The 25,195-nt window shown below is 67.5% G+C and carries 21 protein-coding genes; 16 read left to right on the forward strand and 5 right to left on the reverse strand.

Annotation, left to right across the window (positions count from 1 at the left end):
- Window positions 1-97: 97 nt before the first annotated feature.
- From popZ to CVUC_RS18460, 4 genes are all read left to right on the forward strand, one after another.
- Entirely contained in the window at window positions 98-631 is a 534-nt protein-coding gene (gene popZ, locus CVUC_RS18445; protein ID WP_010919196.1) for a pole-organizing protein PopZ, read from the forward strand.
- A gap of 126 nt (window positions 632-757) precedes the next feature.
- Complete coding sequence (locus CVUC_RS18450) at window positions 758-3,478, forward strand: valine--tRNA ligase (RefSeq protein WP_096032962.1); 2,721 nt, start codon at window positions 758-760, stop codon at window positions 3,476-3,478.
- Window positions 3,479-3,697: 219 nt separating this feature from the next.
- Entirely contained in the window at window positions 3,698-5,449 is a 1,752-nt protein-coding gene (locus CVUC_RS18455) for a class I adenylate-forming enzyme family protein (protein ID WP_096032963.1), read from the forward strand.
- 4 nt (window positions 5,450-5,453) lie between these two features.
- A complete protein-coding gene (locus CVUC_RS18460) occupies window positions 5,454-5,816 on the forward strand; it encodes an iron chaperone (protein WP_012640208.1) in 363 nt (120 codons plus the stop codon).
- A gap of 92 nt (window positions 5,817-5,908) precedes the next feature.
- On the opposite strand, the gene CVUC_RS18465 is transcribed toward CVUC_RS18460, so the two are convergent.
- Window positions 5,909-7,396: an amidase gene (locus CVUC_RS18465; RefSeq protein ID WP_096032964.1), complete on the reverse strand. Its 1,488-nt coding sequence runs from the start codon at window positions 7,394-7,396 to the stop codon at window positions 5,909-5,911.
- Window positions 7,397-7,516: 120 nt separating this feature from the next.
- On the opposite strand from CVUC_RS18465, the gene CVUC_RS18470 reads away from it, so the two are divergent.
- On the forward strand, window positions 7,517-8,248 hold the full coding sequence (locus tag CVUC_RS18470) for a TlyA family RNA methyltransferase (protein ID WP_096032965.1): 732 nt from the start codon (window positions 7,517-7,519) through the stop codon (window positions 8,246-8,248).
- Window positions 8,249-8,316: 68 nt separating this feature from the next.
- Here CVUC_RS18470 and CVUC_RS18475 read toward each other — a convergent pair whose 3' ends face one another.
- A complete protein-coding gene (locus CVUC_RS18475) occupies window positions 8,317-8,958 on the reverse strand; it encodes a hypothetical protein (protein ID WP_096032966.1) in 642 nt (213 codons plus the stop codon).
- A 180-nt stretch (window positions 8,959-9,138) separates the two neighbouring features.
- Between CVUC_RS18475 and CVUC_RS18480 the strand changes: the two genes are divergently transcribed.
- From CVUC_RS18480 to CVUC_RS18510, 7 genes are all read left to right on the forward strand, one after another.
- Window positions 9,139-10,386: a class I SAM-dependent RNA methyltransferase gene (locus CVUC_RS18480; RefSeq protein ID WP_096032967.1), complete on the forward strand. Its 1,248-nt coding sequence runs from the start codon at window positions 9,139-9,141 to the stop codon at window positions 10,384-10,386.
- 6 nt (window positions 10,387-10,392) lie between these two features.
- On the forward strand, window positions 10,393-11,460 hold the full coding sequence (locus CVUC_RS18485) for a class I SAM-dependent methyltransferase (protein ID WP_096032968.1): 1,068 nt from the start codon (window positions 10,393-10,395) through the stop codon (window positions 11,458-11,460).
- Window positions 11,461-11,508: 48 nt separating this feature from the next.
- Window positions 11,509-12,522, forward strand: coding sequence for an acyltransferase family protein (locus CVUC_RS18490; protein ID WP_096032969.1), 1,014 nt, complete (start codon window positions 11,509-11,511; stop codon window positions 12,520-12,522).
- Window positions 12,523-12,597: 75 nt separating this feature from the next.
- Window positions 12,598-12,969, forward strand: a complete 372-nt coding sequence (locus CVUC_RS18495; protein WP_096032970.1) for a YciI family protein — start codon at window positions 12,598-12,600, stop codon at window positions 12,967-12,969.
- Window positions 12,966-14,210 (forward strand): RNA polymerase sigma factor, encoded by a 1,245-nt coding sequence (locus CVUC_RS18500; protein ID WP_096032971.1) that lies wholly within the window; start codon window positions 12,966-12,968, stop codon window positions 14,208-14,210. The genes CVUC_RS18495 and CVUC_RS18500 overlap by 4 nt, the downstream gene beginning before the upstream one ends.
- 64 nt (window positions 14,211-14,274) lie before the next feature.
- Window positions 14,275-15,357 carry a PA0069 family radical SAM protein gene (locus CVUC_RS18505; protein WP_096032972.1) on the forward strand — a complete coding sequence of 361 codons (1,083 nt, stop codon included), beginning with the start codon at window positions 14,275-14,277 and terminating at the stop codon, window positions 15,355-15,357.
- Window positions 15,358-15,512: 155 nt separating this feature from the next.
- Window positions 15,513-15,980, forward strand: coding sequence for a cell wall biosynthesis glycosyltransferase (locus CVUC_RS18510; protein WP_096032973.1), 468 nt, complete (start codon window positions 15,513-15,515; stop codon window positions 15,978-15,980).
- 30 nt (window positions 15,981-16,010) lie between these two features.
- Here the strand turns inward: CVUC_RS18510 and CVUC_RS18515 are convergent, their stop codons facing one another.
- Window positions 16,011-17,621, reverse strand: coding sequence for a lytic transglycosylase domain-containing protein (locus CVUC_RS18515; RefSeq protein ID WP_024265701.1), 1,611 nt, complete (start codon window positions 17,619-17,621; stop codon window positions 16,011-16,013).
- Between the two features lie 51 nt (window positions 17,622-17,672).
- Window positions 17,673-18,494, reverse strand: a complete 822-nt coding sequence (locus CVUC_RS18520; protein ID WP_096032974.1) for a uracil-DNA glycosylase — start codon at window positions 18,492-18,494, stop codon at window positions 17,673-17,675.
- 150 nt (window positions 18,495-18,644) lie between these two features.
- On the opposite strand from CVUC_RS18520, the gene CVUC_RS18525 reads away from it, so the two are divergent.
- The 4 genes from CVUC_RS18525 to CVUC_RS18540 all read left to right on the forward strand — a co-directional run bounded on the left by CVUC_RS18525 (window position 18,645) and on the right by CVUC_RS18540 (window position 23,686).
- Window positions 18,645-20,321 (forward strand): electron transfer flavoprotein-ubiquinone oxidoreductase, encoded by a 1,677-nt coding sequence (locus CVUC_RS18525; protein WP_096032975.1) that lies wholly within the window; start codon window positions 18,645-18,647, stop codon window positions 20,319-20,321.
- A 74-nt stretch (window positions 20,322-20,395) separates the two neighbouring features.
- A complete protein-coding gene (locus tag CVUC_RS18530; RefSeq protein ID WP_096032976.1) occupies window positions 20,396-22,126 on the forward strand; it encodes a tetratricopeptide repeat protein in 1,731 nt (576 codons plus the stop codon).
- Window positions 22,127-22,167: 41 nt separating this feature from the next.
- Window positions 22,168-23,040 (forward strand): 4-(cytidine 5'-diphospho)-2-C-methyl-D-erythritol kinase, encoded by an 873-nt coding sequence (locus CVUC_RS18535; RefSeq protein WP_012640212.1) that lies wholly within the window; start codon window positions 22,168-22,170, stop codon window positions 23,038-23,040.
- Window positions 23,041-23,047: 7 nt separating this feature from the next.
- Window positions 23,048-23,686 carry a peptidylprolyl isomerase gene (locus CVUC_RS18540; RefSeq protein WP_010919214.1) on the forward strand — a complete coding sequence of 213 codons (639 nt, stop codon included), beginning with the start codon at window positions 23,048-23,050 and terminating at the stop codon, window positions 23,684-23,686.
- 77 nt (window positions 23,687-23,763) lie between these two features.
- Here the strand turns inward: CVUC_RS18540 and CVUC_RS18545 are convergent.
- Window positions 23,764-25,195, reverse strand: a 1,432-nt coding sequence (locus CVUC_RS18545) for an ammonium transporter (protein ID WP_101685859.1), incomplete at its 5' end; no start/stop codon positions are given.

Raw genomic sequence — 25,195 nt, forward strand, 5'->3', positions numbered from 1 at the left:
GACTTGCGCTTGCTTAACACGCGTAAGTCTGCACCATCGCGGCTAAGCGCGCCCCAAGGCGCGCAAGGATTCGTACCTCTTTACGACGGCCCCGCACATGTCCGATCAGTCTCAAGAACCTACAATGGAGGAAATCCTCGCCTCCATTCGACGCATCATCTCGGAGGATGACGCGCCGGCGGAGCCTGCGGCCGAAGCGGCGCCCCCGCCGCCGCCGGAACCCGAACCTGAACCGGTGTCGTTCGACGACGAGGTTCTGGAATTGACGGATCCGATCGCGCCCGAGCCCGAGCTGCCGCCGCTGGAGACTGTCGGCGACATCGACGTCTATTCGCCGCCGGAACCTGAGTCGGAACCGGCCTACACGCCGCCGCCGGCGGCTCCGGTGTTTGATCGCGACGAAGTCGCCGAGCAGCTGGTCGGCGTTTCGGCCGCTTCGGCCGCGGCGAGCGCCTTCGGCAGCCTGAGCTCGGCCCTGCTGATGCCCAAGGACGGTCGGACGCTGGAAGACGTCGTACGCGAGCTGCTGCGCCCGCTGCTCAAGGAGTGGCTGGACCAGAACCTGCCGCGCATCGTCGAGACCAAGGTTGAGGAAGAAGTGCAGCGTATCTCTCGGGGACGCGGCGCCTAAAACTTCCGAACCGTCGGAAAATCGAGGCGGTCGCTGCGGCGGCCGCCTTTTTCGTTGCCCAATCCTTCAGAAAACCTAGGCCCGCCGGTTTCCCGGGCGGGCCGCAGATGGCATATCCGCTCCGCCATGCTCGAAAAAACCTTCGATCCCCAATCCGTCGAACCCCGCCTGTACGCCGCCTGGGAGGCCTCCGGGGCCTTCAAGCCCGCCGAGGATCCGAACGCCGAGCCGTTCGTCATCGTGATCCCGCCGCCGAACGTGACGGGCAGCCTTCACATCGGCCACGCGCTGAACAACACGCTGCAGGACGTGCTGACCCGCTTCCACCGCATGCGCGGCAAGGCCGCCCTGTGGCTGCCGGGCACCGACCACGCGGGCATCGCCACCCAGATGGTCGTCGAGCGCCAGCTGGCCGCCGCCGGCAATATCGGCCGCCGCGACATGGGCCGCGAAGCCTTCGTCGACAAGGTCTGGGAATGGAAGGCCGAGAGCGGCGGCGCGATCACCAACCAGCTGCGCCGCCTGGGCGCCAGCTGCGACTGGTCGCGCGAGCGCTTCACCCTGGACGAGGGCCTCTCGGCCGCTGTCCGCAAGGTGTTCGTCCAACTCTACAAGCAGAACCTGCTTTATCGCGACAAGCGCCTAGTCAACTGGGACCCGCAGTTCCAGACCGCCATCTCCGACCTTGAGGTCGAGCAGAAGGAGGTCGACGGCGCCTATTGGCACTTCGCCTATCCGCTGGCCGACGGCGTGACCTACCAGCACCCGATCGCCTTCGACGAGGACGGCAAGGCCACCGAGTTCGAGACCCGCGACTACATCGTTGTGGCCACGACGCGTCCGGAGACGATGCTGGGCGACACCGGCGTCGCGGTCCATCCCGACGACGAGCGCTACAAGGGCCTGGTCGGCAAGTTCGTGACCCTGCCGATCGTCGGCCGGCGCATCCCGATCGTCGCCGACGACTACGCCGACCCGACCAAAGGCTCGGGCGCGGTGAAGATCACGCCCGCGCACGACTTCAACGACTTCGGCGTCGGCAAGCGCGCGGGCCTGGAGGCCATCAACATCCTGACGGTCGAGGCCAAGCTGAACGACAGCGTTCCGGCCGAGTATGTCGGCATGGACCGCTTCGTCGCGCGCAAGGCCATCGTCGCCCGCGCCGAGGAAGAGGGCTGGCTGAAGGAGATCGAGAAGACCAAGCACATGGTCCCGCACGGCGACCGTTCGGGCGTGGTCATCGAGCCCTTCCTGACCGACCAGTGGTACGTCGACGCCAAGACCCTGGCCCAGCCGGCCCTGAAGGCCGTCGAGACCGGCGAGACGGTCTTCGAGCCCAAGCACTGGGAAAAGACCTACTTCGAATGGCTGCGTAACATCGAGCCCTGGTGCGTCTCGCGCCAGCTCTGGTGGGGCCACCGGATTCCGGCGTGGTTCGGTCCTGAAGGCTCGATCTTCGTCGAAGAGAGCGAGGAGGCCGCTTACGCCGCCGCCCGCGCTCAGTTCGGCGCTGACGTCCAGCTGACCCAGGACGAAGACGTCCTCGACACCTGGTTCAGCTCGGCCCTGTGGCCGTTCTCGACCCTGGGCTGGCCTGAGAAGACCTCGGACCTGGAACGCTTCTACCCGACCAGCACCCTGGTCACGGGCTTTGACATCATCTTCTTCTGGGTCGCCCGGATGATGATGATGGGCATCCATTTCATGGGTGAGGCCCCGTTCAAGCAGGTCTTCATCAACGCCCTCGTCCGTGACGAGAAGGGCGCCAAGATGAGCAAGTCCAAGGGCAACGTGATGGATCCGCTGATCCTGATCGATGAACTGGGCTGCGACGCGGTGCGCTTCACCCTGACGGCGATGTCGGGTCAGGCGCGCGACATCAAGCTCTCCAAGCAGCGCATCGAGGGCTATCGCAACTTCGGCACCAAGCTGTGGAACGCCTCGCGCTTTGCTCAGATGAACGAGTGCGTCCGCGTCGAGGGCTTCGATCCCGCGACGGTGGAGCAGCCGATCAACAAGTGGATCCGCGGCGAGACGGTGAAGACCGTCGCCGAGGCGACCAAGGCCCTGGAGGCTCCGTCGTTCGACGAGGCGGCCGGGGCGTTGTACCGCTTCGTCTGGAACGTCTTCTGCGACTGGTACTTGGAGCTGGCCAAGCCGATCCTGAACGGCGATGACGCCGCCGCCAAGGCCGAGACCCGCGCCACCGCGGCCTGGGCGCTGGACGTGATCCTCAAGCTCCTGCACCCGGTGATGCCGTTCATCACCGAGGAGTTGTGGGAAAAGACCGCCGAGTTCGGTCCGGCGCGCGAGACCATGTTGATCTCGGCGAAGTGGCCCGAGCTTCCCGCCGACTGGATCGACGCCGAGGCCGAGGCCGAGATCGGCTGGCTGGTCGAGACCGTGGGCGAGATCCGCTCGATCCGCGCCGAGATGAACGTGCCGCCGTCGGCCAAGCCGGGCTTGACCATCGTCGGGGCCGGTCCTGAGACCAAGGCGCGTCTGGCCCGTCACCGCGATCTGCTTCTGACCCTGGCGCGCCTGGACGCTGTTCGCGAGGCCGATGCTGCGCCGGCCGGCTCCGCGCCGGTGGTGATGGGCGAGGCGACCGGCGCCCTGGGCGTGGCCGAGTTCATCGACGTCGCCGCCGAGAAGGCGCGCCTGACCAAGGACATCGCCGGCCACGCCGGCGAGATCGAGAAGGTCAACAAGAAGCTCGGCAATCCCGACTTCCTGGCGCGCGCCAAGGAAGAGGTGGTCGAGGAGAACCGCGAGCGTCTGGCTGAGGCGGAAGCCGCCAAGGCCAAGCTTGAAGCGGCTTTGAGCCGCCTGGAATCGGTCGGCTAACCGGGCGCTCGATCAAGGAGTCAGGGCGGCGTCTCATCTGAGGCACCGCCCTTTTTCTTGGCGCCCTGAAGCGGGGCGGCGACCGCAGTTTGTGCTTCTAACTTATCAATGTTCTCCTAGGGTCAAACGGACGTTTGCATCGCGCCTGCGGCTGTGCTCTCTGGTCCCTGAACGCGCTCAGCAAACAAGGCGCGACACGATACCGGGAGAGTAAGCATCATGACCCAGGCCGCCCCCGCGTCCGTTCCGTGGCCCGCCATGTCCGTCCAGCAGGCCTATGCGCTGATCACACAGCCTGGAACCCCGGGCGAGATGGAAGAGGTCGAGATCCGGGGCGTGAAGACCCGCACCTGGAAGAACGCGCCGCCGACCCTGCGCGAGACCCTGCTGATGGGCCGCTCCCACGGCGACAAGATATTCCTGGTTCACGAGGACGAGCGGGTCAACTTCGAGGCCTTCTATCGCGCCGTCACACATATGGCGGCGGAACTGGAATCGTTCGGCGTCCAGAAGGGCGATCGCGTCGCCATCGTCATGCGCAACCTGCCGGAATGGCCGGTGGCCTTCTACGGCGCACTCTCGCTCGGCGCGATCGTCACGCCGCTGAACGCCTGGTGGACGGGGCCGGAGCTGGAGTACGGCCTGATCGATTCCGGCGCCAAGGTCGCGATCGTCGATGTCGAGCGCTACGAGCGCATGGGCGAGCACCTGCATAACTGTCCAGACCTCAAGCGCGTCTATGTCAGCCGCGCGAAGGAGGAGATCACCCATCCGTACGTGATCCCGCTGGAGTCCAAGATCGGCGGCGCGAACGACTGGGCCAAGCTCGACGAGAAGCCGCTGCCGACTGTGGCGATCACGGCCGATGACGACGCCACGATCTTCTACACCTCGGGCACCACGGGTAAGCCGAAGGGCGCGATCGCGACCCACCGCAACATCAACAGCAACATCTTCGCCGCCGCCGCCGCCGGGGCGCGCGCCTTCCTGCGCCGGGGCGAGGCGCCGCCCCAGCCCGATCCGAGCGCGCCGCAGAAGGGCGCCTTGCTGTCGGTGCCGTTCTTCCACGCGACGGGCTGCTTCGCGGTGCTGAACCCGTCGCTGTTCGCCGGCGCCAAGCTGGCCATGATGCGCAAGTGGGATCCCGAGCGCGCCATGCAGGTGATTCAGGACGAGAAGCTGACCCAGATGGGCGGCGTGCCGACCATCGCCTGGCAGATCATCGAGCATCCCAATCGCGCCAACTACGATCTCTCCTCGATCGAAGCCGTCGCCTATGGCGGCGCGCCGTCGGCGCCGGAGCTGGTCCGCAAGATCAAGGAGATCTGGCCCAAGTCCTCGCCGGGCAATGGCTGGGGCATGACCGAAACTTCGGCGACGGCGACCAGCAACTCGGCCGAGGACTATGAAAACCGTCCTGACAGCTGTGGTCCCGCCGTGCCGGTCACCGATCTGAAGATCATGACGGTCGAGGCGCCGTATCGCGAGCTGCCGATCGGCGAGGTCGGCGAGCTGTGGTGCAAGGGGCCGCAGGTCGTGCGGGGCTATTGGAACAAGCCGGAAGCCACCGCCCAGACCTTCGTCGACGGCTGGGTGCGGACGGGCGATCTGGCCCGCCTGGACGCCGAAGGCTTCTGCTTCATCATCGACCGCGCCAAGGACATGCTGATCCGCGGCGGCGAGAACATCTACTGCATCGAGGTCGAGAACTGCCTCTACGACCACCCGGCGGTCATGGACGCCGCCCTGGTCGGCGTTCCGCACAAGACTCTGGGCGAAGAGCCTGCCGCCGTCGTCACCCTGAAGCCGGGTGCGGAAGCCACGGAGGCCGAACTTCGCGCCTTCGTCGCCGATCGCCTGGCGGCCTTCAAGGTGCCGGTGAAAGTGGTGTTCTGGCCCGAGACCTTGCCGCGCAACGCCAATGGCAAGATTATGAAGAACGAACTCAAGAAGGTGTTCGTGGAGGGGTAGGGCGATGGTCCAGTCCAGGGCGGCGAACGTCGACGACTTCATGCAAGAGGTCGCGCCCGAACGCCGCCCGGCTCTGGACCGCTTGCGCGCCCTGTGCCTTGAGCGCTTCGGCGCCGACAGCGAGGTGATGGCCTTCGGCATGCCGGCCTACGGCGATCCGAAGTCCCCCCTGGTGGCCTTCAACAGCCAAAAGCAGCACATCGCCATCTATCCCGGCCGAGCGGCCCTCGACGCCTTCGCCGAACGCTTGGCCGGCGTCGATCGGGGCGGGGGCTGCGTACGCTGGAAAAAGCCCGACAAGATCGATTTCGACCTTCTGGCGGACATTCTGGATCATGTCCGTGACACGGGGCGGGGCGGCTGCTGAGCGGGCTTTCGGCGCCACGGGAAAGACAAAAGGAGCGCCCGGCTATCGCTGGGCGCTCCTTCTTTGTGTCCGTCGATGATCTCTGACCCGGCTTAAGCGCTCACCGGCGGCTTGCGGTGCGCCCAGGGCGCGGCGGCCTCCAGCTGATAGGCTAGGGCGAACAGGGTCGCCTCATCGCCTGCGCGACCGGCGAACTGCACGCCGACCGGCAGGCCATCGGCCGTCCAGTGCAGCGGCACGCTCATGGCCGGGGCGCCGGCCACGTTCTGCACCGGGGTGTAGCCGACATAGGCCAACAGGCGCGCCTGCAGTTCCTCGAACGGCACCCAGCCGGCCACATAGCCCAGCTCCACCGGCGGCTTGCCCAGCACCGGCGACAGGATGACGTCGTACTTGGTCAGCCAGGTGTCATAGGCCTTGATGGTGGCGTTCAGGCGCTCCATGGCCGCCTGCAGCGCGCCTTGCGGCAGGGTGTTGACCAATTCGGCCATGCCCAGGCTGAAGGGTTCCAGCACATTGGCGTCGGGCTTGCGGCCCATGGCCTTGCCGATGCCCGCCACCAGCTCGGCCGCGCCGCTGGCCCACAGCACGGTGAAGTCCTGGCCGAACTGATTGCCGTCCATGGGCCAGTTGGTCGGCTCGACCCGGTGGCCCAGATCCTTCAGCAGCTTGGCGGCGTTATTGACGGCGGCCTGCACCTCAGGATGCGGCGTCAGGCCGGTGCCGGTGTTCATCACCAGGCCGACCTTGAGCTTCCGCTTCAGCGGGGCGGTGACCACGCCGACCGGTTTGAACGCCGCGCCCGCGTCCGTGCGCTCCGAGGCGGCGAACAGGGCGGCCGAGTCGCGCACGCTGTGGGAGACACAGTGCGACACCGAGAGGTCGATACCGCGGCTGGTCGGACGGTTGGGGATCATCCGCCCGCGCGAGGGCTTCATACCGAACAGACCGCAGTTGGCGGCGGGGATGCGGATCGAGCCGCCGCCGTCGCTGGCGTGAGCGATCGTCACCATGCCCGAGGCCGTTGCGGCTGCGGCGCCGCCGGAAGAGCCGCCGGACGAGTGTTTGACGTTCCAGGGGTTGCGGGTGGGCAGGAAGCCCATCGGCTCGGTCGTCGGCAGGAAGCCGTACTCCGGCGTCGACGACTTGCCGATTGTGACGAAGCCGGCGGCGTCGAACGCATCGACATAGGGCGTCTGTTCGGTGTCGGGCTTGGCGCCCAAGGTTGCCCGGGTGCCGTAGCGGGTGCGTATGCCCTTGTAGGGGTCCAGATCCTTGACCAGGAAGGGCACCCCGGCGAAGGGGCCCGTCAGTTGGCCGCTCTTGGCCTTGGCGAGCGCCCTTTCAAAGTCTGAGTCGACGACGGCCTGGACGTGCGGTTGCAGGGTCTCGACCTTGCGGATGGCGTCCTCGACAGCCTCGGCGGCGCTGATCTCCTTGCGGCGAATGCGGCCGGCGATCTCGGTCGCGTCCGGAGTCCAGGGCGCGGGGGCGGCGGACGACTTGGGCTTGGCGAAGGCCGAAGGCGCGGCGGCGATGGCGGCGGAGGCGGCCATCAGGCCACGGCGGCTGAAACGCATGGATTTCCTCCCAACAGGACCGACGTCTTCGCGCCGGTGATCGCCGTTCAGTTGACCCCGAAGAGACCTGCGCCGCAAGCCTGTGCTAGAGCCCTGCTTCGAGTTTTCGGGGAAGAGGCCTTGGCCAGGAAGCGTATCGACCAGCTGCTTGTCGACCGGGGCGTCTTCGACAGCCGCGCCAAGGCGCGCGCGGCGATCGAGGCGGGTCGTGTGTCGGTGGCGGGACGGGTTGTCGCCAAGCCGTCAGAGCAGGTCGATGAGGACGCCGAGATCGCCGCCGAGGCCGCCCATCCCTGGGTGGGGCGTGGCGCGCTGAAGCTGGTCCATGCGCTTGATACATGGCCCATTGCTGTCGAGGGGCGGGTCGCCATTGACGTCGGCGCTTCGACGGGAGGCTTTACCGAGGTGCTCTTGTCGCGGGGAGCCGCATTCGTGTTCGCGGTCGATGTCGGACGCGATCAACTGCACCCCAGTCTCAGGGCCAGTGACAGGGTGGCGGATCTTTCGGGAGTGGACGCGCGGAGTCTCGATGACGATCGGATCGCCCAACCGCCGGGCTTGATCGTCAGCGACGTCAGCTTCATCTCGCTCACCAAGGCTCTGCCGGCGGCGCTCCATCTGGCGACTCGGGGCGCTGAATTGGTTGCGCTTATCAAGCCGCAGTTCGAGGCGGGGCGCGAACATGTCGGCAAGGGCGGACTGGTGAAGGATCCTGACGTGATCGCGCGTGTAGAACGGGAGATCGTCGCGTTCCTGGAGGCCGCTGGTTGGTCGGTGCGCGGCCTCGCTGAAAGTCCGATCACAGGCGGGGAAGGGCAGATCGAACGGCTGGTCTGGGCGACCAAGCTTTAGGTCGGCCTGAAACGAAATCGGCCGCCCAAGAAGGGCGGCCGATCGTCTTCCACAAGCGGTCGTCGATATCAGTCGACGACCTGATACTTGCCATTGGAGTCCGGGCAGACGCGCACGAAGCGCTTCTGGACGCGGCCGTCCGGCAGATAGATCGGGCTCTCGGCCAGGGTGCAGCCATTGGCGTCGGCGCGCGAGCGGTTGTCGACCTGATAGCCGTCATAGCGCTCGTAGCTGCGCTCATAGCTACGGTCGTAATAGGCGTCGCGAGCGGCGTCCCGGCGCGCGTCGTCATAGCCGCCCGAACGATAGGTCTGGCTTTCATAGTAGCCGTTGTGGGCCGTCCGCGGTTGCGGGGTGCGGCCCGGCGCGCAGGCGGCCGAGTTCTTGCCGATGCTGGAGCCGATGACCGCGCCGAGCAGGCCGCCCAGCACCGCGCCCTCGGTCTTGGCGCCACGGGCGGCCACGCCGCTGCCGATCGCCGCACCGATCCCTGCGCCGGCCAGGCCACCGCCTGTGCCGCGCTGGGTCGTCGAGCGCTGGCAGGGGTCGTAGTAGTACCCTTGGCGGTCATAGGCGCCGCCATAGCTTTGCGAGCCGTAAGCCTGGGCCGAGGCCAGGGTCGGAGTCAGCACACCGCAGACAAGGGCGGCGGTCACGCCCAGAACGGTCTTCATCTTGGAGGTCCTGTTCTTGTTCGCGATCATGGTCATGAGAGAACCTGTCTTTCTTAAGGCCGCCGCTGAACGACGTGCGCCTTGGCTCATCCGTTGACGCCCTTTGTGACGCAGCCAACATGAACGGAGCCTGACAGGCTTCTGCGGTTTGACGCTTGCATGCAAAAAACCGCAGGAGCGCGCGCCGCGGCCGGGGTTTTGGGGTATGGACGGCGCATGCAAGATTTGACGATCAACGCCATCGGCGCCCAGGGCGACGGCCTCGCGCGCACCGCCGACGGCAAGCCGGCCTTTGTTCCCCTGACCCTGCCGGGCGAGGTGGTCCGCGCAAAAATGGACGGCGCGCGCGGCGAGGTCGTCGAGATCCTGGCGCCGAGTCCGGAACGGGTCGCGCCGGCATGCCGCCACTACGGAGTCTGCGGTGGTTGCGCGCTTCAGCACTGGGCCGCTGAGCCCTATCGCGCCTGGAAGGCCGAACAGGTTCGGCTGCAGCTGTCGATGGAGGGCCTTGAGACCGAAATCCTCCCGACCTTCGCGGCGCCGCCGGCGTCGCGGCGTCGCGTGGCGCTGCATGCTCGCAAAGGGGGCAAGGGGCAGGGGGCGCGCCTCGGTTTCAAGGAGCGGCGCTCGTGGAACCTCGTGTCGATCGAAGAGTGTCCCGTCACCGATCCGCGCCTAGTGGCCGCGCTGCCGGCCCTGGCGCGTTTGGCTGAACCCTTCCTGGAGCATCCGAAGTCGGCGCCGACCCTCCATGTCACGCTCACCGCCACGGGCCTCGATATCGACATCACCGGCGTGGAGCGGAAAAGTGGCGGGCTGTCGGCCGACGCCCGCATGCGCGCGGCGATGGCGGCGGGCGAAGGCGATTTTGCCCGTGTCACTCTGGCGGGCGAGACGATCTATGGCGCGCGGCAGCCCTTGGTGAAGCTTGGGCAGGCTGTGGTCGCCCTGCCGCCCGGAAGCTTTTTGCAGGCCGTGCCCGCCGCCGAGAAGGCGATGGTCGAGCTGGCGGTGGCCGAGGCCCAGGGCGCGAGCCGCGTTGCGGATCTCTACTGCGGCGTCGGCACCTTCACCTTCCCGCTGGCCGAGGTGGCCCAGGTCTACGCCGCGGAGATGAGCGCGCCGGCCGTCACAGCCTTGAAGGCCGCGATCGGCGGGGCGCCGGGGCTCAAGCCGATCACCGCCGAGGCGCGGGATCTCGTGCGGCGTCCAGTGCTCAGCACCGAGCTGGCCAAGACCGACGTCGTGGTCATCGATCCGCCGCGCGCCGGCGCCGCCGAGCAAACGGTCGAGATCGCCAAGTCCAAGGTCGCCAAGGTGGTCGGAGTGTCGTGCAACCCGCAGACCTTCGCCAAGGACGCGCGGGTGCTGGTCGACGCCGGCTTCAAGCTTGTGAGGGTGACGCCGGTGGACCAGTTCGTCTGGTCGCCGCATATTGAGCTGGTCGGAGTCTTCACCCGGTAGGGGGCGATGGATCAGTCCACCCGCGCACGCACGCGCACGGCCTTTGCGATAGACGCGGTCGGCCAGGGCGCCAAGGCGGCGGTCAAGGCCGTGTGGTGGACGGCGACGGGCGGTCTGGCGCGCTCGCTGACGCGGCCTACTGAAGGGCCGCAAGCGCGGCGGTTCACGCCGGCTGCGCCGCCGCCTGTGCCCGGCAGCCTGCGCCGCGCCTATCTGGAAGCCTTTGAGAAGGACGCCCGCGACGTGGCCGCCGGGCTCTATCCGGCGATCGAGGACGGACCGATCCGTCCTTCCGCCGCGCTGCGCGAGGCGGTGGATTTTCTGGTCGACGCCTTCGAAGTGGACCAGCGTCGCCGCCGAGGCGACGGCGCGGAGGTGCGTAACGCGGCGGATCCCTCTGTCTATCCAAACTATTATCGCCAGAACTTCCATTACCAGTCGGGAGGCTGGTTCACCGCCGAGAGCGCCGGGCGCTACGACGCACAGGTCGAGGCGTTGTTCTCAGGCACGGCGGGGGCCATGCGCCGGCGGGGCCTTTCGCTGCTGGCGCGACACTGGCGCGGGCGCGATCATCGCGACGCCAAGATCCTGGATGTGGCCTGCGGTTCCGGCGCTTTTCTCAAGGATTTGAGCGCCGCCTTCCCGCGCGCGGCGCTGGCGGGGCTCGACCTTTCCGAGGCTTACCTTGCCAAGGCGCGCAAGCGGACGGCGGTCGGCGGCGTCAAGGCCAAGGCCGAGACGCTGCCGTTCGGCGACGCCACCCTGGACGCTGTGACGTGCGTCTATCTGTTCCACGAGCTGCCGCCGCGGGTTCGTCCCGTCGTGGCCGCCAGTCTGGCGCGGGTGCTCAAGCCCGGCGGCGTGCTGGTGCTGGTCGACTCGGTGCAGCCCGCCGACACACCCGACCTCGCGCGGCTGCTGGAGGCGTTCCCCGTCTACTTCCACGAGCCCTATTACAGCAGCTACGCCGAGACCAATCTGGAAGCGCTCTTCGCCGAGGCTGGTTTGCGGCTGCTCGACCAGGATTGCGCCTTCCTCACCAAGGCCATGCTGTTTGTGAAGCCGGGTGGCTGAGTTGCCATCGGCGCTGCGGCCCGGCTAAGCAGGGGCGGGCGCGAGGGATTGGGTTTGCAAGGTCACCAGGCGGGGCGACGGTACGAGGCCCTGGACGGCTTGCGCGGCATCGCCGCCATAGGGGTCTTGCTCTACCATGTCGGCAGTTGGACGGGCCGTCCCTGGCTGGTTCCGCACGGCTACCTGGCCGTCGACTTCTTCTTCTGCCTGTCCGGCTTCGTCCTGGCCCACGCCTATGGCCGACGCGACATCACCTGGCTGGGCTTCATGCGCCAGCGCCTGGTGCGCCTGTGGCCGCTGATCGTCCTGACCATGCTGGGCGGGGCCGCCGTGATCATCCAGAATCGCGAGGCCGTACCCGGTTGGCTGGCCTTGGGTCTGCTGATGATCCCGCGGGTCTGGATCGACGAGAACGGCTTCTCGCCGCTCTTTCCTTTGAATCCGCCGGCTTGGTCGCTGTTCTTCGAGCTGGCGGTCGGCGCGGCGTGGTTCCCGCTGCGCCGGTTGGGTGTGCTGGGACATGTCCTGCTGGTCGTGCTCCTGCTGCCGGTAATGCTCTATGTCGCCCACGGCATGGGCGGCGTCCTGACGGGCTGGGATCGCGGCACCTTCGTCATCAGTTTTCTGCGCACCATCTTCGCGTTCCTGCTGGGCTGGGGCTGCTATCGCATCCAGGCCTTCGTCACCTGGACAGCGCCGGTCTGGGCGCTGGCGCTCCTTCTCGGCGCGGTGGTCTGCGCGCCCTGGACGCCGCTGAACTGGCTCTACGACTTCGCCTGCGTCAGCGTCGTCTTTCCGCTGATGGTTCTGGCTGGTCGTCGCGATCCCGATGGCCTCGCGGCCCAGGTCTGCCGGGCGGCGGGCGCGATCTCCTATCCGCTCTATGCGCTGCACTGGCTCGGCTGGGAGCTGTTGCTGCGGGCGTACCGCGCCCTGGGCGGCGAAGGCTATCCCGCCGGCTTCGCGATCACGGGGGTGCTGCTGATCGTCCTCGGGTCATGGGTGGTGCTTAAGGTCTATGACGAGCCCGTCCGTCGTCGCCTTCGCGCCCTCGGGACCTGAACCCAAAAATCTTCCTGCCCGCTGTCTGAAGACGCCATAGTCCGTCGTCCTTGTGACGGGAGAAGAGGACCGCCCATGCTCTACGCCATTCTTTGCTACAACCACGAAGACGTCGTCTGCGCCTGGTCCAAGGAAGAGGACGCGGCGGTGATGGAGAAGCTGGGCGTGGTCCAACAGCGCTTGGCCGAGGAGGGGCGCCTGGGGCCCGTCGCGCGCCTAATGCCGACCACGGCGGCGACCACCCTGCGCAAGGATCGCGAACCGCCCCTGGTGCTGGACGGTCCCTTCGCCGAGACCAAAGAGCAGCTGCTCGGCTTCTACGTCATCGACTGCGAGTCCCTCGATGGCGCGCTGCAGGTCGCCCAGGATCTCGGCAAGGCCAATCCCGGCGGCTCCTACGAGATCCGTCCGATCGCCATGTTCCAGCCAGGTCCCGCAGGCGCGTGACCGACTTCGGCTGGATCGAGGGCGCGATCGCCGCCGCTCGCCCCCAGGCGATGGCGGCGCTGCTTAGCTATTTCCGCGACATGGACGCGGCCGAAGAGGCCTTTCAGGACGCCTGCCTGCGCGCCCTGAAGGCTTGGCCCAAGAACGGCCCGCCCCGCGATCCGACCGCTTGGCTGATCATGGTCGGTCGAAACGCCGCCATCGACGCGGTCCGCAAGACCAGCCGCAACGCGCCCTTGCCGCCCGAGGAGCTGCTCTCCGATCTGGAGGACGCCGAGGCCGAGGCCGCCGAGCGCTTGGATAGTTCGCACTATCGCGACGATGTCCTGCGCCTGTTGTTCATCTGTTGCCATCCGGACCTTCCGGCCACCCAGCAGATCGCGCTGGCGCTGCGGATCGTCTCGGGCCTGTCGGTGCGCGAGATCGCCCGGGCCTTCCTGGTCAGTGAAGCGGCGATGGAGCAACGCATCACGCGCGCCAAGGCCCGGATTGGCGTCGGTGGCGCACCGTTCGAAGCGCCGGGGCCTATCGAGCGCGCCGAGCGGTTCGCGGCGGTGGCGGCGATGATCTATCTGGTCTTCAACGAGGGCTACTCTGCCAGCGGCAAGGCCTTGGAGGCCAAGGGCGGTCTTTGCGACGAGGCCATCCGCTTGGCGCGCCTGCTGCTGCGACTGTTTCCATCCGAGCCCGAGATGATGGGCCTGACCGCGCTGCTTCTGTTGCAGCATTCGCGATCGGACGCCCGCTTCGGTGACGACAGCACGGCGATCCTGCTCGACGACCAGGATCGAAGTCTCTGGAGCCGCAGGATGATCGATGAGGGTTTGGCCCTGATCGATAAGGCCATGCTCAAGAAAGCCCCGGGACCCTATCAGGTGCAGGCGGCGATCGCCGCGCTGCATGCCCGCGCGGCGCGGGCTGAGGACACCGACTGGGCGGGCGTCGATCGCCTCTACGCCACCCTGGAGATCATGCAGCCGTCGCCCGTCGTTACGCTGAACCGGGCGGTGGCGACGGCGAAGGTGCGGGGCCCCGACGCCGCTCTGGAAATGATCGAGCCCTTGGGCGCGCGGCTCGACGCCTATTTTCACTATCACGGCGCCCGCGGAGCTTTCCTGATGCAAGCGGGGCGCACGGTCGAGGCGCGTAAGGCCTTCGACCGCGCGATTGCGCTGGCCGGCACGGCGGCGCAGGCGGCGAACATCCGCCAGTATCTGGACACGATGGCGACCAGGGTCTGAACACGAGGGCGCTGCTGTTGAATATGTTCTTGTTATGTTCGCATCAATCGCGCATTCTCTCGCCATGGCTGAGGCAGCGAAACTTGGGCCCGCCGCGCGAGGGCGAGGCGCGAAATCGAACCGGACGGGACGCTTCGAGTCTCTGGTTCGAGACGTGTTCGATGATGGGTGGGGCGAGGACGCGGAGCCCGCACAGATTCTAACTCAGCTTCAGCCCATGAAGTCGCGGACGATCATCGCCCGCAACCAGAGCCCTGATGTCGGCTTCGATCGCTCCATCAACCCCTATCGCGGGTGTAGCCATGGCTGCATCTATTGCTACGCGCGGCCGGCGCACGCCTATCTGGGCCTGTCTCCGGGCCTGGATTTCGAGAGCAAGATCTTCTTCAAGCCCCAAGCGGGCGAACTGCTGGCCAAGGAGCTGTCCAAGCCCGGTTACAAGCCCGCGACGATCCATATCGGCGGCGACACCGACCCCTATCAGCCCGATGAAAAGCAGTTGCGGGTGACCCGCCAGGTCATTGAGACCCTGGAGCGCTACAACCACCCGTTCACGATCATCACCAAGTCGGCGCTGATCCTGCGGGACCTGGATGTGCTGAGCCGCATGGCCGCGCGGGGCCTGACGCGGGTGGCGATCTCGATCACGACCCTGGATCGCCGCCTGGCGCGCAGCATGGAGCCTCGCGCGGCCACGCCCGGCAAACGCATCGAGGCGGTGCGCAGGCTCACCGAGGCGGGCGTCCCCGTCACCGTCATGTTCGCTCCGGCGATCCCTGGGCTCAACGATCATGAGGTCGAGGCGGTTCTCGAGGCCGCCGCCAAGGCCGGGGCGCGCGGTGCGGGCTATGTGGCGCTGCGGCTACCGCGCGAGATCGCCCAGCTCTTCGAGGAATGGCTCGAAGCCGACTATCCCGACCGCGCGCGCAAGGTGATGTCCCTGGTCCGCCAGATCCGGTCGGGCGAGGTCTATCGCGCGGCCTGGGGGGATCGGATGGTGGGCGATGGTCCTGTCGCCGAGGTGCTGCGGCAGCGGTTTCATCTTGCCGTCAAACGCTACGGCCTGGACCATCCCTGGACGGCCCTCGATATCAGCCAGTTTCAACCGCCGCGTCCGGTCAGCCCGCAGATGGATCTCTTTGGCTAGAGCATTTTTCGAGCGAAGTGGTTCCGGTTCGCGTGAAGAAAAATGCGCCAAGGCAAAAGATTAGAGCTCACGGCCTGACGCAGTCAGGTCGTGAAATGCTCTAGCCGGCCTTCCGACGCTCTTGACCGCGCGGCCTGGTCTGGCGAAGCAGGGGTATGATCTCTGTCGTTCTCATCGCTTCAGAAGACTTGCCTGGCCTCGCCGCCCAGATGGCCATGCTGGTGCCCGCTGCGGTCGACGGGCTGGTCAAGGAGGTTGTTCTGGTCGCGGGCGACGAGCCAGGGGTTGCGGTCTTGGCCGAGGACAGCGGCGCGCGGCTGGTGCGCGTCGAGGGCGATACTGCGGACCGTCTGGCGGCGGCGGTGGCGGCGGCGCGGGGCGACTGGATCCTGACGCTGCGCGCAGCGCCCGTGCTGCGCGAAGGCTGGCGCGAGCCGGTGGAGCGACATCTGGCCGGCGGCGCTGGCGGAGCGGCGTCTCTGGTCGCACCGAGCGGACTGCTCGGGCGGTTGGCGTCCAAGATGCACGGCGTCTTGCTGCGACGTCTGGATTGGCCCGCCGCTGGGACGCTTGACGAGAAGGCGCTGGCCAAAGCCCTCAAGGCCAAGGCGATCCGCTACTGATCCATCGGGCAGGGCCGCTCGTCGGAGCCTCTAGGGCAGCTGCGCCATCAACTGGTCGATGGTGGTCGGCATCTGAACCTGCGGATCCAGACGGAAGTCTACGGTCCGCGCGCCGCTGGCCACCGCATCCAGCGTCTTGTTCTCCGCGCCCATAAGCTGGCGATAGGTCCAATAGCTGGCCATCACCTTCTCGACGTAGTTGCGGGTTTCCTTGAAGGGCAGGCTCTCAATCAGCAGCAAGCTGTCGCAGTCGGCGCCCAACTGGGCGAGGGTGCGGTTCAGAGTGGCCGGGCCGCCGTTGTAGGCCGCCACGGCGCGCAGGACGTCCGGGCTCTTGAGGCCACGGTCCATCAGCCAGGTAAAGTAGTCCTGGCCTGCCCGCAGGTTGAAAGCCGGATCGAACAGCGGCGTGTTGTCGGTGCGCAGCTTGTCATCGCCGACCACGTCGGCGGCCGAGGTCGGGCGCACCTGCATCAAGCCCACCGCGCCGGCATTGGAGACGGCGAGGGGATCGAAACGGCTCTCCTGACGGACCAGGGCGTAGACCATCGCCTTGTCGATCGTGAACCCGCCAATCGGGTCCAGGGGCGGCAGCGGATAGTCCTCGCCGCCCACGCGCCGAACCGGGCGTCCCGCATTCAGCGGCGCCTTGGCGTTCAGCGCCAGGGCCAAGGTGGTCCAGTCGGCGCGTAGCGACTCTGTTTCGGCGAGCGAAAGCCCGGCGCGGAGTTCCTCGCCGGCTTCGCGCCAGCGGCCGATCTGGGCCAGGGCGGCGGCGCGGCGGGCGCGAGGATCGGCGGTGACCAGGGCGTTCAGCGACTCGGTGTCGGGCCCGACATAGGCGGCCCGCGAGATCAGCGTGGCGATCGCATCTTCCTGTGGCTCGGTCACAGGCACGCCGGCCAGGTTCAACTGCCGTGCGGCGATCATGCCATAGAAGGTGTGGGGCGCGTGCGCGGCCTTGAGCAGGAGGTCTCGCGCCTGACCGCCGTCACCCTGCCGGCTGGCGGCGCGCGCGGCCCAGAATGCGCCGGCGGCGCGCAGCCACTCGTCTTCATGGGCGTCGTCGGCCACTTGTTCGAAGAAGCGCTGAGCCTGCGCTGCGTCGCCCAGTCGGTAGGCCGAAAGCCCGGCGATCCAACGCTCGCCGCCGGCGATGGCCAAGGCCAGGGCCTCTTTCACATCGCCGGAGTAGTAGGCCTCCCGCGCGGCGCGACCCTTGTCCGCTGGCGGGGGACCGCTTTCGTCCGCGACGAACAGGGTAGGGACCGGCGGCGCAGCCGCGCGCTTGCTGTTGGGCTTGCGCTTCAGCGCGAGACTGTAGACGCGGTCGGCGCCGGCCTCTTCACCATGGCTGTCCAGCCAGCGGGTCAACTCGGCGTAGGAGGCCGAATAGCGGGTCGGATGCATGATCTTGGCGAAGACGAGCCGTCCGGCCAGGCTGCGGTCGCGGGTATTGGCGAAGGCCGCCTCGGCCGAGTCAAAGTCGCCCCGGTCAGTTGCGGTGAAAGCCGCGCGATAATAGCGGACGTCATCGGGCGACAGGGGCTCAAGCCCGCTGGCGTGAGCTGCCAAGGCGGTGGCGGACAACACGAAGGCCGAAAAAACGGCCAGAAGGCGAGCCCACAGCTGCAAAAGCAATACGCGCTCCCCCACAGGCGCGCGTCTCCGTTCCGACTGGTTGCTGAAACCTTAGTGCGGGCGGTCGGGCCGATCAAGCCGCTCGGTCAGGGTCAGCAGGTCCTGCCAGGCCTTCTTCTTCTGCGCCGGCGTGCGCAGAAGGAAAGCGGGGTGCAGCGTCGGCATGGCCGGAAGCTCCAGCGACTGGTCTTCGGACACCCACTCGAACCAGCGCCCGCGCATGGTCAGGATGCCTTCATCGCGCTTGAGCATGGCCTTGGCGGAGGCGCCGCCCGCCAGCAGCAACATCCTGGGCTTCACCAGCGCGATGGCCCGCTCGACGAACGGCGCGCAGGTGGCCTGCTCCTGCGGAGTCGGCGTTCGGTTGCCGGGCGGACGCCAGAACACAGTGTTGGTGATGAACGCCCGCCCTTCGAGACCGGCGGCCTTGAGCATGCGATCGAGCAACTTGCCCGCGCGCCCGACAAACGGTTGTCCCTGGGCGTCCTCGTCGGCGCCGGGACCTTCGCCGATGATCATCAGTGGGGCGTCGCCGACCCCGCGTGAAAACACGGCCTGCTTGGCGCCCTGGTGCTTGAGCGGGCAGCCCTCGAAGGCGGCGATGGCGGCGGCCAGGCTCTCAAGGTCGTTGCAAGCGGCGGCTGCGGCCTTGGCGGCGGCGACGGCCGAGGCGATGTCGGGCGAGCGGACCACGGCCATGCCAGGCCGAGCGACCGGAGGCGGCGGCGGGGGAGGCAGGCTCTTGGCGCGCAGCATCGCCGCGCCTTCCGCCAGGCGATCGATCGGGGCTTCCGCGTACAGGGCCTCGACGCCCGCGTCGGCCCAGAAGGCCAGCAGGCTTTCGACGGCGCGTTGATCGACGGCGAAGCTCATGCGACCGTCTTAACTCGGATTGTCGCCGGTCTCCACGCTGCGCTGCAGCAAAAAATCCGGCTAGGTGCTTGACCACCCCCGCGTCACGTTCGGATAAGCTGTGATTCAAACAGTCATAAGAGCGGCCGTAGGGCCTCACCGGGAGATCCCATGAGCGAAGACCTCGAACGCGAGTCGATGGAATACGACGTCGTCATCGTCGGCGGCGGTCCCGCAGGCCTCTCGGCGGCGATCCGTCTCAAGCAGATGGCCGCCAAGGCCGGAACCGAGATTTCGGTGGCCTTGCTCGAAAAGGGCTCGGAAGTCGGCGCGCATATCCTTTCGGGCGCGGTGATCGACCCCAAGGGCCTGGCCGAACTCTTCCCCAACTGGAAGGAAGAGGGCGCGCCGCTGGAGACGCCGGTCACCAAGGACCGCTTCAAGCTGCTGGGCCCGCAAGGCGAACTCAGCCTGCCGATGTTCGCCATGCCGCCGTTCATGCACAACCACGGCTGCTACATCGCTTCGCTGGCCAATCTGACGCGCTGGCTGGCGGGCAAGGCCGAGGAGCTGGGCGTCGAAATCTATCCGGGCTTCGCCGCCTCGGACCTCGTCTGGAACGACGACGGCTCGGTCAAGGGCGTGGTGGTCGGCGTGGTCGGCATCGCCAAGGACGGCGAGAAGAAGCCGGACTATCAGCCCGGCATGGAGCTGCACGGCAAGTATGTCTTCATCGCCGAGGGCGTGCGCGGCTCGCTGGCCAAGCAACTGATCGCCAAGTTCAAGCTGGATGAAGGCAAGTCGCCGCAGAAGTACGGCATCGGCATCAAGGAGCTGTGGCAAGTTCCGCCCGAGCAGCACCAGCCGGGCCTGGCCGAGCACACCACCGGCTGGCCGCTGGATGACCAGACCGGCGGCGGCAGCTTCATGTACCACTTCGGGGACAACTACGTGGCCATCGGCTACGTCGTGCACCTGAACTACAAGAACCCCTGGCTGTCGCCGTTCGACGAGTTCCAGCGCTTCAAGCAGCATCCGACGGTCCGCCCGCATCTGGAAGGTGGCAAGCGCATCGCCTATGGCGCGCGGGCTATCACCGAGGGCGGCTATCAGTCGGTGCCGAAGCTGACCTTCCCGGGCGGCGCTCTGATCGGCTGCTCGGCGGGCTTTGTGAACGTGCCGCGCATCAAGGGCAGCCACAACGCCGTGAAAACCGGAATTCTGGCCGCCGACGCTGCTTTCGAGGCGGTGCAGGCCGGCCGCGCCAGCGACGAGCTGACCGCCTACCAGACGTCCTACGACAAGTCGTGGGTGGCCAAGGAGCTGAAGATCGTCCGCAACGCCAAGCCGTTGCTGGGCAAGTTCGGCACGGCGCTTGGCGGCGCGCTCGGCATGGCCGACATGTGGGTCAATCACCTCACGGGCGGCGCTTTGGGTCTGTTCGGCACGCTCAAGCATGACAAGACCGACGCGGCGTCGACCGGTCTCGCCAAGGACTACAAGCCCATCGTCTATCCCAAGCCCGACGGCGTGATCAGCTTCGACAAGCTGAGCTCGGTGTTCCTGTCGGCCACCAACCACGAGGAAGACCAGCCGGCCCACCTGCGCCTGAAGGATCCTTCGGTGCCGATCCAGGTGAACCTGCCCAAGTACGGCGAGCCGGCGCGTCTCTACTGCCCGGCCGGTGTCTATGAAGTGCTCTACAATGAGCAGGGCGGTGATCCGCGCTTCCAGATCAATGCGCAGAACTGCGTCCACTGCAAAACCTGCGACATCAAGGACCCGTCGCAGAATATCGTCTGGACCACGCCGGAAGGCGGTGGTGGCCCGAACTATCCGAACATGTGACGAAGCAGCCTCCCGCCCCTCAGGTCGGGAGGCTTTTTCTTGCGGACCGCCTCGAAACCTCCGAGGGTGGCGGCATGACGCGTCTCAAAGTTCTGCTCGCTTGCGTATCCGTCTCGGCCCTGGCCGCCTGCGCCTCCGGGCCCGCGCAGGTGTCGATGCGCGGCCCTGTCGGCCAGAACTACTCGCTCTTCGACACGCGGACGTCCTACGGCCAGTTCCTGGCGGGGCAGGCGGCGTTGCGCGACGGCAATTCCAAGGAGGCGGCGACCTACTTCGGGACGGCGGCGGTGCTGGGCGAGGATCCCGGCGTGATCGCCGAGCGGTCGTTCACCGCACTCCTTCTGTCTGGCGAGATCAGCCGCGCCGCAGCGGCCGCCCCGACCGAGGCGGGTGGGACCGAGGCTATCCGGCGCCTGGGCGTCCTGACCCGCGTGGTCGAAGCGCTGGCCCTCGGCAAGGGCAAGGAGGCGCAAGGCCTGCTGAAGTCCGATCCCCCTGGCTTCCCGCATCAACAGGCCGTTGCTCTGCTCGGCCCCTGGGCAGCCGCCGCCGCAGGCGACAAGGAAGGCGCAATCGTCCAGCCGGTGCTGCGTAACGACAAGCTTGTGCAGTACTTCGGTCAGCAGGGTCAGGCGCGGCTGTTCGAACGCGCCAAGCGCTATGATGAGGCCGAGACCGACTACAAGGCCCTGACCTCCAACGCCGCAACGGCCAGCATCTTCACGTTGGACTACGGCGCGTTTCTCGAGCGCCGCAAGCGTTATGACGATGCGCTGGCGCTCTATGACGCCGCGCTTCGCGCCGCCCCGAACGATACAGGTCTGCTGCGCGCACGCGCGCGCGCTGCAGCCCGAAGCGCCCCGCCGCCCGCCCCGACCCTGCGCCAGGGCGCGGCGGAGGGCCTGATCGCGTGCGCGGCCACCTTCGCCGGAGAGCGGCAGAACCAGTTTGCGTTGGCCTATCTGCGCTTGGCTTTGCGTCTGGATCCTGGCCGCGACGAGGCCTGGATCCTGGTCGGCGACCTTCTGAACCAGGGCGATGATCACCAGGCCGCCATCGAAGCCTACGGGCGCGTGCCGGCGGGAGCGCCGCTTTACGCCTCGGCGCAGAGCAAGATCGCCTGGGCTTGGAGCGCGCTGGGCGACAAGACCAAGGCGCTGGATGTGGCCCGCGCGGCGCTGACGGCGGCGCCCAACGATCGCGACGCGGCGGTGGCCTTGGCCGATCTGCTGCGCGCCAGCAGCCGCTGGGACGAGTCGGTGGCGGTGCTGGATCTGCTCCTCGCCCGCGAGGCCGAGGCCCCCGATTGGCGGCTGCTCTACATGCGCGCGATCGCTCTGGAGCAAGGCGGGCGTTGGCCCGAGGCGGAAAAGGATCTGCAGACCGCGCTGAAGGTCAATCCTGACGAGCCGGATCTGCTGAACTTCCTGGGTTATTCCTGGATCGACCGCAATGAGCGTCTCCCCGAGGCCTTGGCCATGGTCGAGAAGGCGGTTGCGGCGCGGCCGCAGTCGGGCGCCATGATGGACTCCCTGGGCTGGGCCTATTTCCGGCTCGGCGACTACAAGACTGCGATCGAGAAGCTGGAAGCTGCGGTCGAGCTTGAGCCTGGAGACCCCGACATCAATGGCCACCTGGGCGACGCCTACTGGAAGGCTGGTCGCACCATCGAGGCGCGGTTCCAGTGGCAGCGTGTGCTGAGCCTGGAGCCGACCGACAAGCAGAAGGCCGACTCCGAGGACAAGCTGAAGAACGGCCTGGGCCTCTCGACGCCGGCGACCAAGTCGACGATCGCCCACAACTGAGCTATCGGCTTGGGCCTGTCCTAGCCTTGAGTCACGAGATCATGCGGCTGTCAGCGTTCGCCCCGGCCAAGGTCAATCTGTTCCTGCACGTGGGCGGGCCGGACGGCGAGGGCTATCACCCCATCTCCAGCCTGATGGTGTTCGCCGATGTCGGCGACCGGGTGAACCTCCAGCCCGCCGACGCGCCGGCGTTCGAGACGTCCGGGCCGTTCGGGGATCAGATTCCCGCCGGCGGCGACAATCTGGTGGTCCGCGCAGGCCAGGCTTTCCACAGGCGGCTCGGCGGTCCGGTTCCGCCTTATCGGCTGATCCTGGAGAAGCACTTGCCGATCGCTGCGGGCCTGGGCGGGGGCTCCAGCGACGCGGGTGCGGCGCTCAAGCTGTTGCGTGACGCCCTGGCCCCGGCGCTTTCCGATGACGATCTGGAGGCGCTGGCTGCGAGCCTTGGCGCGGACGGCGCGGCCTGTCTGCGCGCGCGCGCCCTTATCGCAGAAGGGCGAGGCGAGCGGCTGTCGCCGGCGCCGCGGTTGCCCGAGTTGAACGCAGTGCTGGTCAATCCCGGCGCGCCGTCGCCGACCGGCGCGGTCTATCGCGCCTATGACGCGGGCGTGCACCCAGACGGCGCCGCCATGCCCCCCATGCCCGACCATCTGGAGAGCGCTGAGGAGGCCGCCGCCTGGTTGGCCTTTGCGACACGCAACGACCTGGAGGCGCCGGCCGTGAGGCTTGAGCCGCACATCGGCGAGGTGCTGGACGTGCTGCGGGGCGAGCCGGAAAGTCTGCTGGTCCGCATGTCGGGTTCGGGTGCGACCTGTTTCGCGCTCTGCGCCAGCGATATCGAGGCCGAAGGTCTGGCCGAGCGCCTGGAGACGATGCGTCCGGACTGGTGGGTGCGGCGCTGCCGCCTGAGCTGAGGAGACGATGATGAAGCGCCGTGACGTCCTGGCCGCCTTCGGCGTTTTCGCGGTCCCGCCGGGTCTGGCCTCGGCGCAGATTTTGAGCCTGCCCGCGACACCGATCGTGCCGGGCGCGGGCGATGTTCTGGTCCGCCTCGACACCGGTCTTGGTCCGATCATCATCGCGCTGAAGGCAAGACAGGCGCCGCTGACCGTGGCGAACTTCCTGCGCTATGTGGACGAGAAGCGCTATGACGGTTCGAGCTTCTGGCGCGCAGCCAAGGCGCCCAGCGCGGTGGATTACGGGTTGATCCAAGGTGGCCTGCAGGGGGATCCGAAGAGGCTGCTGCCGCCCATCGCGCATGAGCCGACGACCCAGACGGGGCTCCGGCATGTCGACGGGACGTTGTCGCTGGCGCGCAAGGCGCCGGGCACCGGCGATAGCGACTTCTTCATCTGCGTGGGTGACGCGCCCTATCTCGACGCCAACCCGGCCGGGGAGGGGGACAATCTCGGTTTCGCGGCCTTTGGGCAGGTGGTGCAGGGCATGGAGATCGTCCGCAAGATCCTGAACCTGCCGACGCCGGGCAAGGCGATCAATCCGGTCATGGAGGGTCAGATGCTCGATCCGGTCGTGCCGATCGTGACGGCGCGACGGATCTAGGCAGTCGGCATGGCCAAAAAGAGAAAGGGCGCGGAGGTTTCCCTCCGCGCCCTTCGACTTTGAGCCTGGCCCCAGCCTTAGCTGTGGTAGGCGCGTTCGCCGTGTTCGGAGATATCCAGACCGTCTTCTTCGGCTTCCGGCGCAGCCCGCAGGCCGATCACCAGCTTGATGATGAAGAAGACGATGGCCGTGGCGATGGCCGACCACAGGATGGTCACGCCCACAGCCTTCAGCTGCGCCATCAGTTGCACGCCCATGTCGTACACGGCGGTGTCGCAGGTCGACAGGTCGCCGTCCTTGCCGCAGCTCGTGTAGTCGACGACGCCGGCGCCGCCCCAGGCGGGGTTGACCACCAGGCCGGTGCCGATGGCGCCGACGATGCCGCCGATGCCGTGGATGCCGAAGGCGTCCAGGCTGTCGTCGTACTTCAGGGCGTTCTTCACGACCGAGCAGAAGATGATGCAGATCGGCGAGACGACGAGGCCCAGGATCAGCGCGCCCATCGGGCCGGCGAAGCCGGCGGCCGGGGTCACGGCGACGAGGCCGGCCACGATGCCCGAAGCCAGGCCCAGGGCCGACGGCTTCTTGCGGGTGACCCACTCAACGAGGATCCACGACAGACCCGCGCCGGCGGTGGCGATGAAGGTGTTGACCATGGCCAGCGAGGCGTAGCCGTTCGACTCCAGGTTCGAGCCGGCGTTGAAGCCGAACCAGCCCACCCACAGCAGGCCAGCGCCCACCAGGGTCAGGGTCAGCGAGTGCGGGGGCATCGGCTCCTTGCCGTAGCCTTGGCGCTTGCCGAGGATCAGGGCGCCGACCAGCGCGGCGATACCGGCGTTGATGTGCACCACGGTGCCGCCGGCGAAGTCCAGGGCGCCGAAGCCCCAGAGCAGGCCCGACTTGACCGTATCTTCAGGCGCCAGGGCGATGGCGTTCGGGCCCGGCCACCACCAGACCATGTGCGCGATCGGATAGTACGACAGCAGCGGCCACAGGATGGCGAAGGCGACGATGGCGGCGAACTTCATGCGCTCGACCAGCGAACCGACCACGAGGGCGGCGGTGATCGCCGCGAAGGTCGACTGGAAGGCGATGAAGGTCAGTTCCGGGATTACCACGCCCGTGGAGAAGGTCGCCACGTTGCTGGCAGGGGTCACGCCGTTCAGGAACACGCGACCCAGACCCCCGACGAACTTGTCCCAGCTGCCGCCGTCCGTGAAGGCGAAGCTGTAGCCCCAGAGCATCCAGGCGACGAAGCCGATCAGGGCGACGGTCGAGACCTGCATCATCACCGACAGCATGTTCTTGGCGCGGACGAGGCCGCCGTAGAACAGCGCCAGACCCGGCAGGATCATCAGCAGGACGAGCAGGGCCGAGGTGAGCATCCAGGCGTTGTCGCCCTTGTCCATCTTGTCTTCGATGGTCGGAGCGGCGGCCGGCGCAGGCGCGGCTTCAGCAGGGGCGGCGGCGGCCGGAGCCGGCGCGGCCTCGGCGGGCGCGGCGGCGGCC

The sequence above is a fragment of the Caulobacter vibrioides genome, assembly GCF_002858865.1.
Classification (GTDB): Bacteria; Pseudomonadota; Alphaproteobacteria; order Caulobacterales; family Caulobacteraceae; genus Caulobacter; species Caulobacter vibrioides.

What these genes read in the sequence shown, in the direction of transcription:
- popZ (WP_010919196.1), top strand. Translation starts at nt 98, where the DNA reads ATGTCCGATCAGTCTCAAGAACCTACAATGGAGGAAATCCTCGCCTCC.
- CVUC_RS18450 (WP_096032962.1), top strand. Translation starts at nt 758, where the DNA reads ATGCTCGAAAAAACCTTCGATCCCCAATCCGTCGAACCCCGCCTGTAC.
- CVUC_RS18455 (WP_096032963.1), top strand. Translation starts at nt 3,698, where the DNA reads ATGACCCAGGCCGCCCCCGCGTCCGTTCCGTGGCCCGCCATGTCCGTC.
- CVUC_RS18460 (WP_012640208.1), top strand. Translation starts at nt 5,454, where the DNA reads ATGGTCCAGTCCAGGGCGGCGAACGTCGACGACTTCATGCAAGAGGTC.
- CVUC_RS18465 (WP_096032964.1), bottom strand. Translation starts at nt 7,396, where the DNA reads ATGCGTTTCAGCCGCCGTGGCCTGATGGCCGCCTCCGCCGCCATCGCC.
- CVUC_RS18475 (WP_096032966.1), bottom strand. Translation starts at nt 8,958, where the DNA reads ATGACCATGATCGCGAACAAGAACAGGACCTCCAAGATGAAGACCGTT.
- CVUC_RS18480 (WP_096032967.1), top strand. Translation starts at nt 9,139, where the DNA reads ATGCAAGATTTGACGATCAACGCCATCGGCGCCCAGGGCGACGGCCTC.
- CVUC_RS18485 (WP_096032968.1), top strand. Translation starts at nt 10,393, where the DNA reads ATGGATCAGTCCACCCGCGCACGCACGCGCACGGCCTTTGCGATAGAC.
- CVUC_RS18495 (WP_096032970.1), top strand. Translation starts at nt 12,598, where the DNA reads ATGCTCTACGCCATTCTTTGCTACAACCACGAAGACGTCGTCTGCGCC.
- CVUC_RS18505 (WP_096032972.1), top strand. Translation starts at nt 14,275, where the DNA reads ATGGCTGAGGCAGCGAAACTTGGGCCCGCCGCGCGAGGGCGAGGCGCG.
- CVUC_RS18510 (WP_096032973.1), top strand. Translation starts at nt 15,513, where the DNA reads ATGATCTCTGTCGTTCTCATCGCTTCAGAAGACTTGCCTGGCCTCGCC.
- CVUC_RS18520 (WP_096032974.1), bottom strand. Translation starts at nt 18,494, where the DNA reads ATGAGCTTCGCCGTCGATCAACGCGCCGTCGAAAGCCTGCTGGCCTTC.
- CVUC_RS18525 (WP_096032975.1), top strand. Translation starts at nt 18,645, where the DNA reads ATGAGCGAAGACCTCGAACGCGAGTCGATGGAATACGACGTCGTCATC.
- CVUC_RS18530 (WP_096032976.1), top strand. Translation starts at nt 20,396, where the DNA reads ATGACGCGTCTCAAAGTTCTGCTCGCTTGCGTATCCGTCTCGGCCCTG.
- CVUC_RS18535 (WP_012640212.1), top strand. Translation starts at nt 22,168, where the DNA reads ATGCGGCTGTCAGCGTTCGCCCCGGCCAAGGTCAATCTGTTCCTGCAC.
- CVUC_RS18540 (WP_010919214.1), top strand. Translation starts at nt 23,048, where the DNA reads ATGATGAAGCGCCGTGACGTCCTGGCCGCCTTCGGCGTTTTCGCGGTC.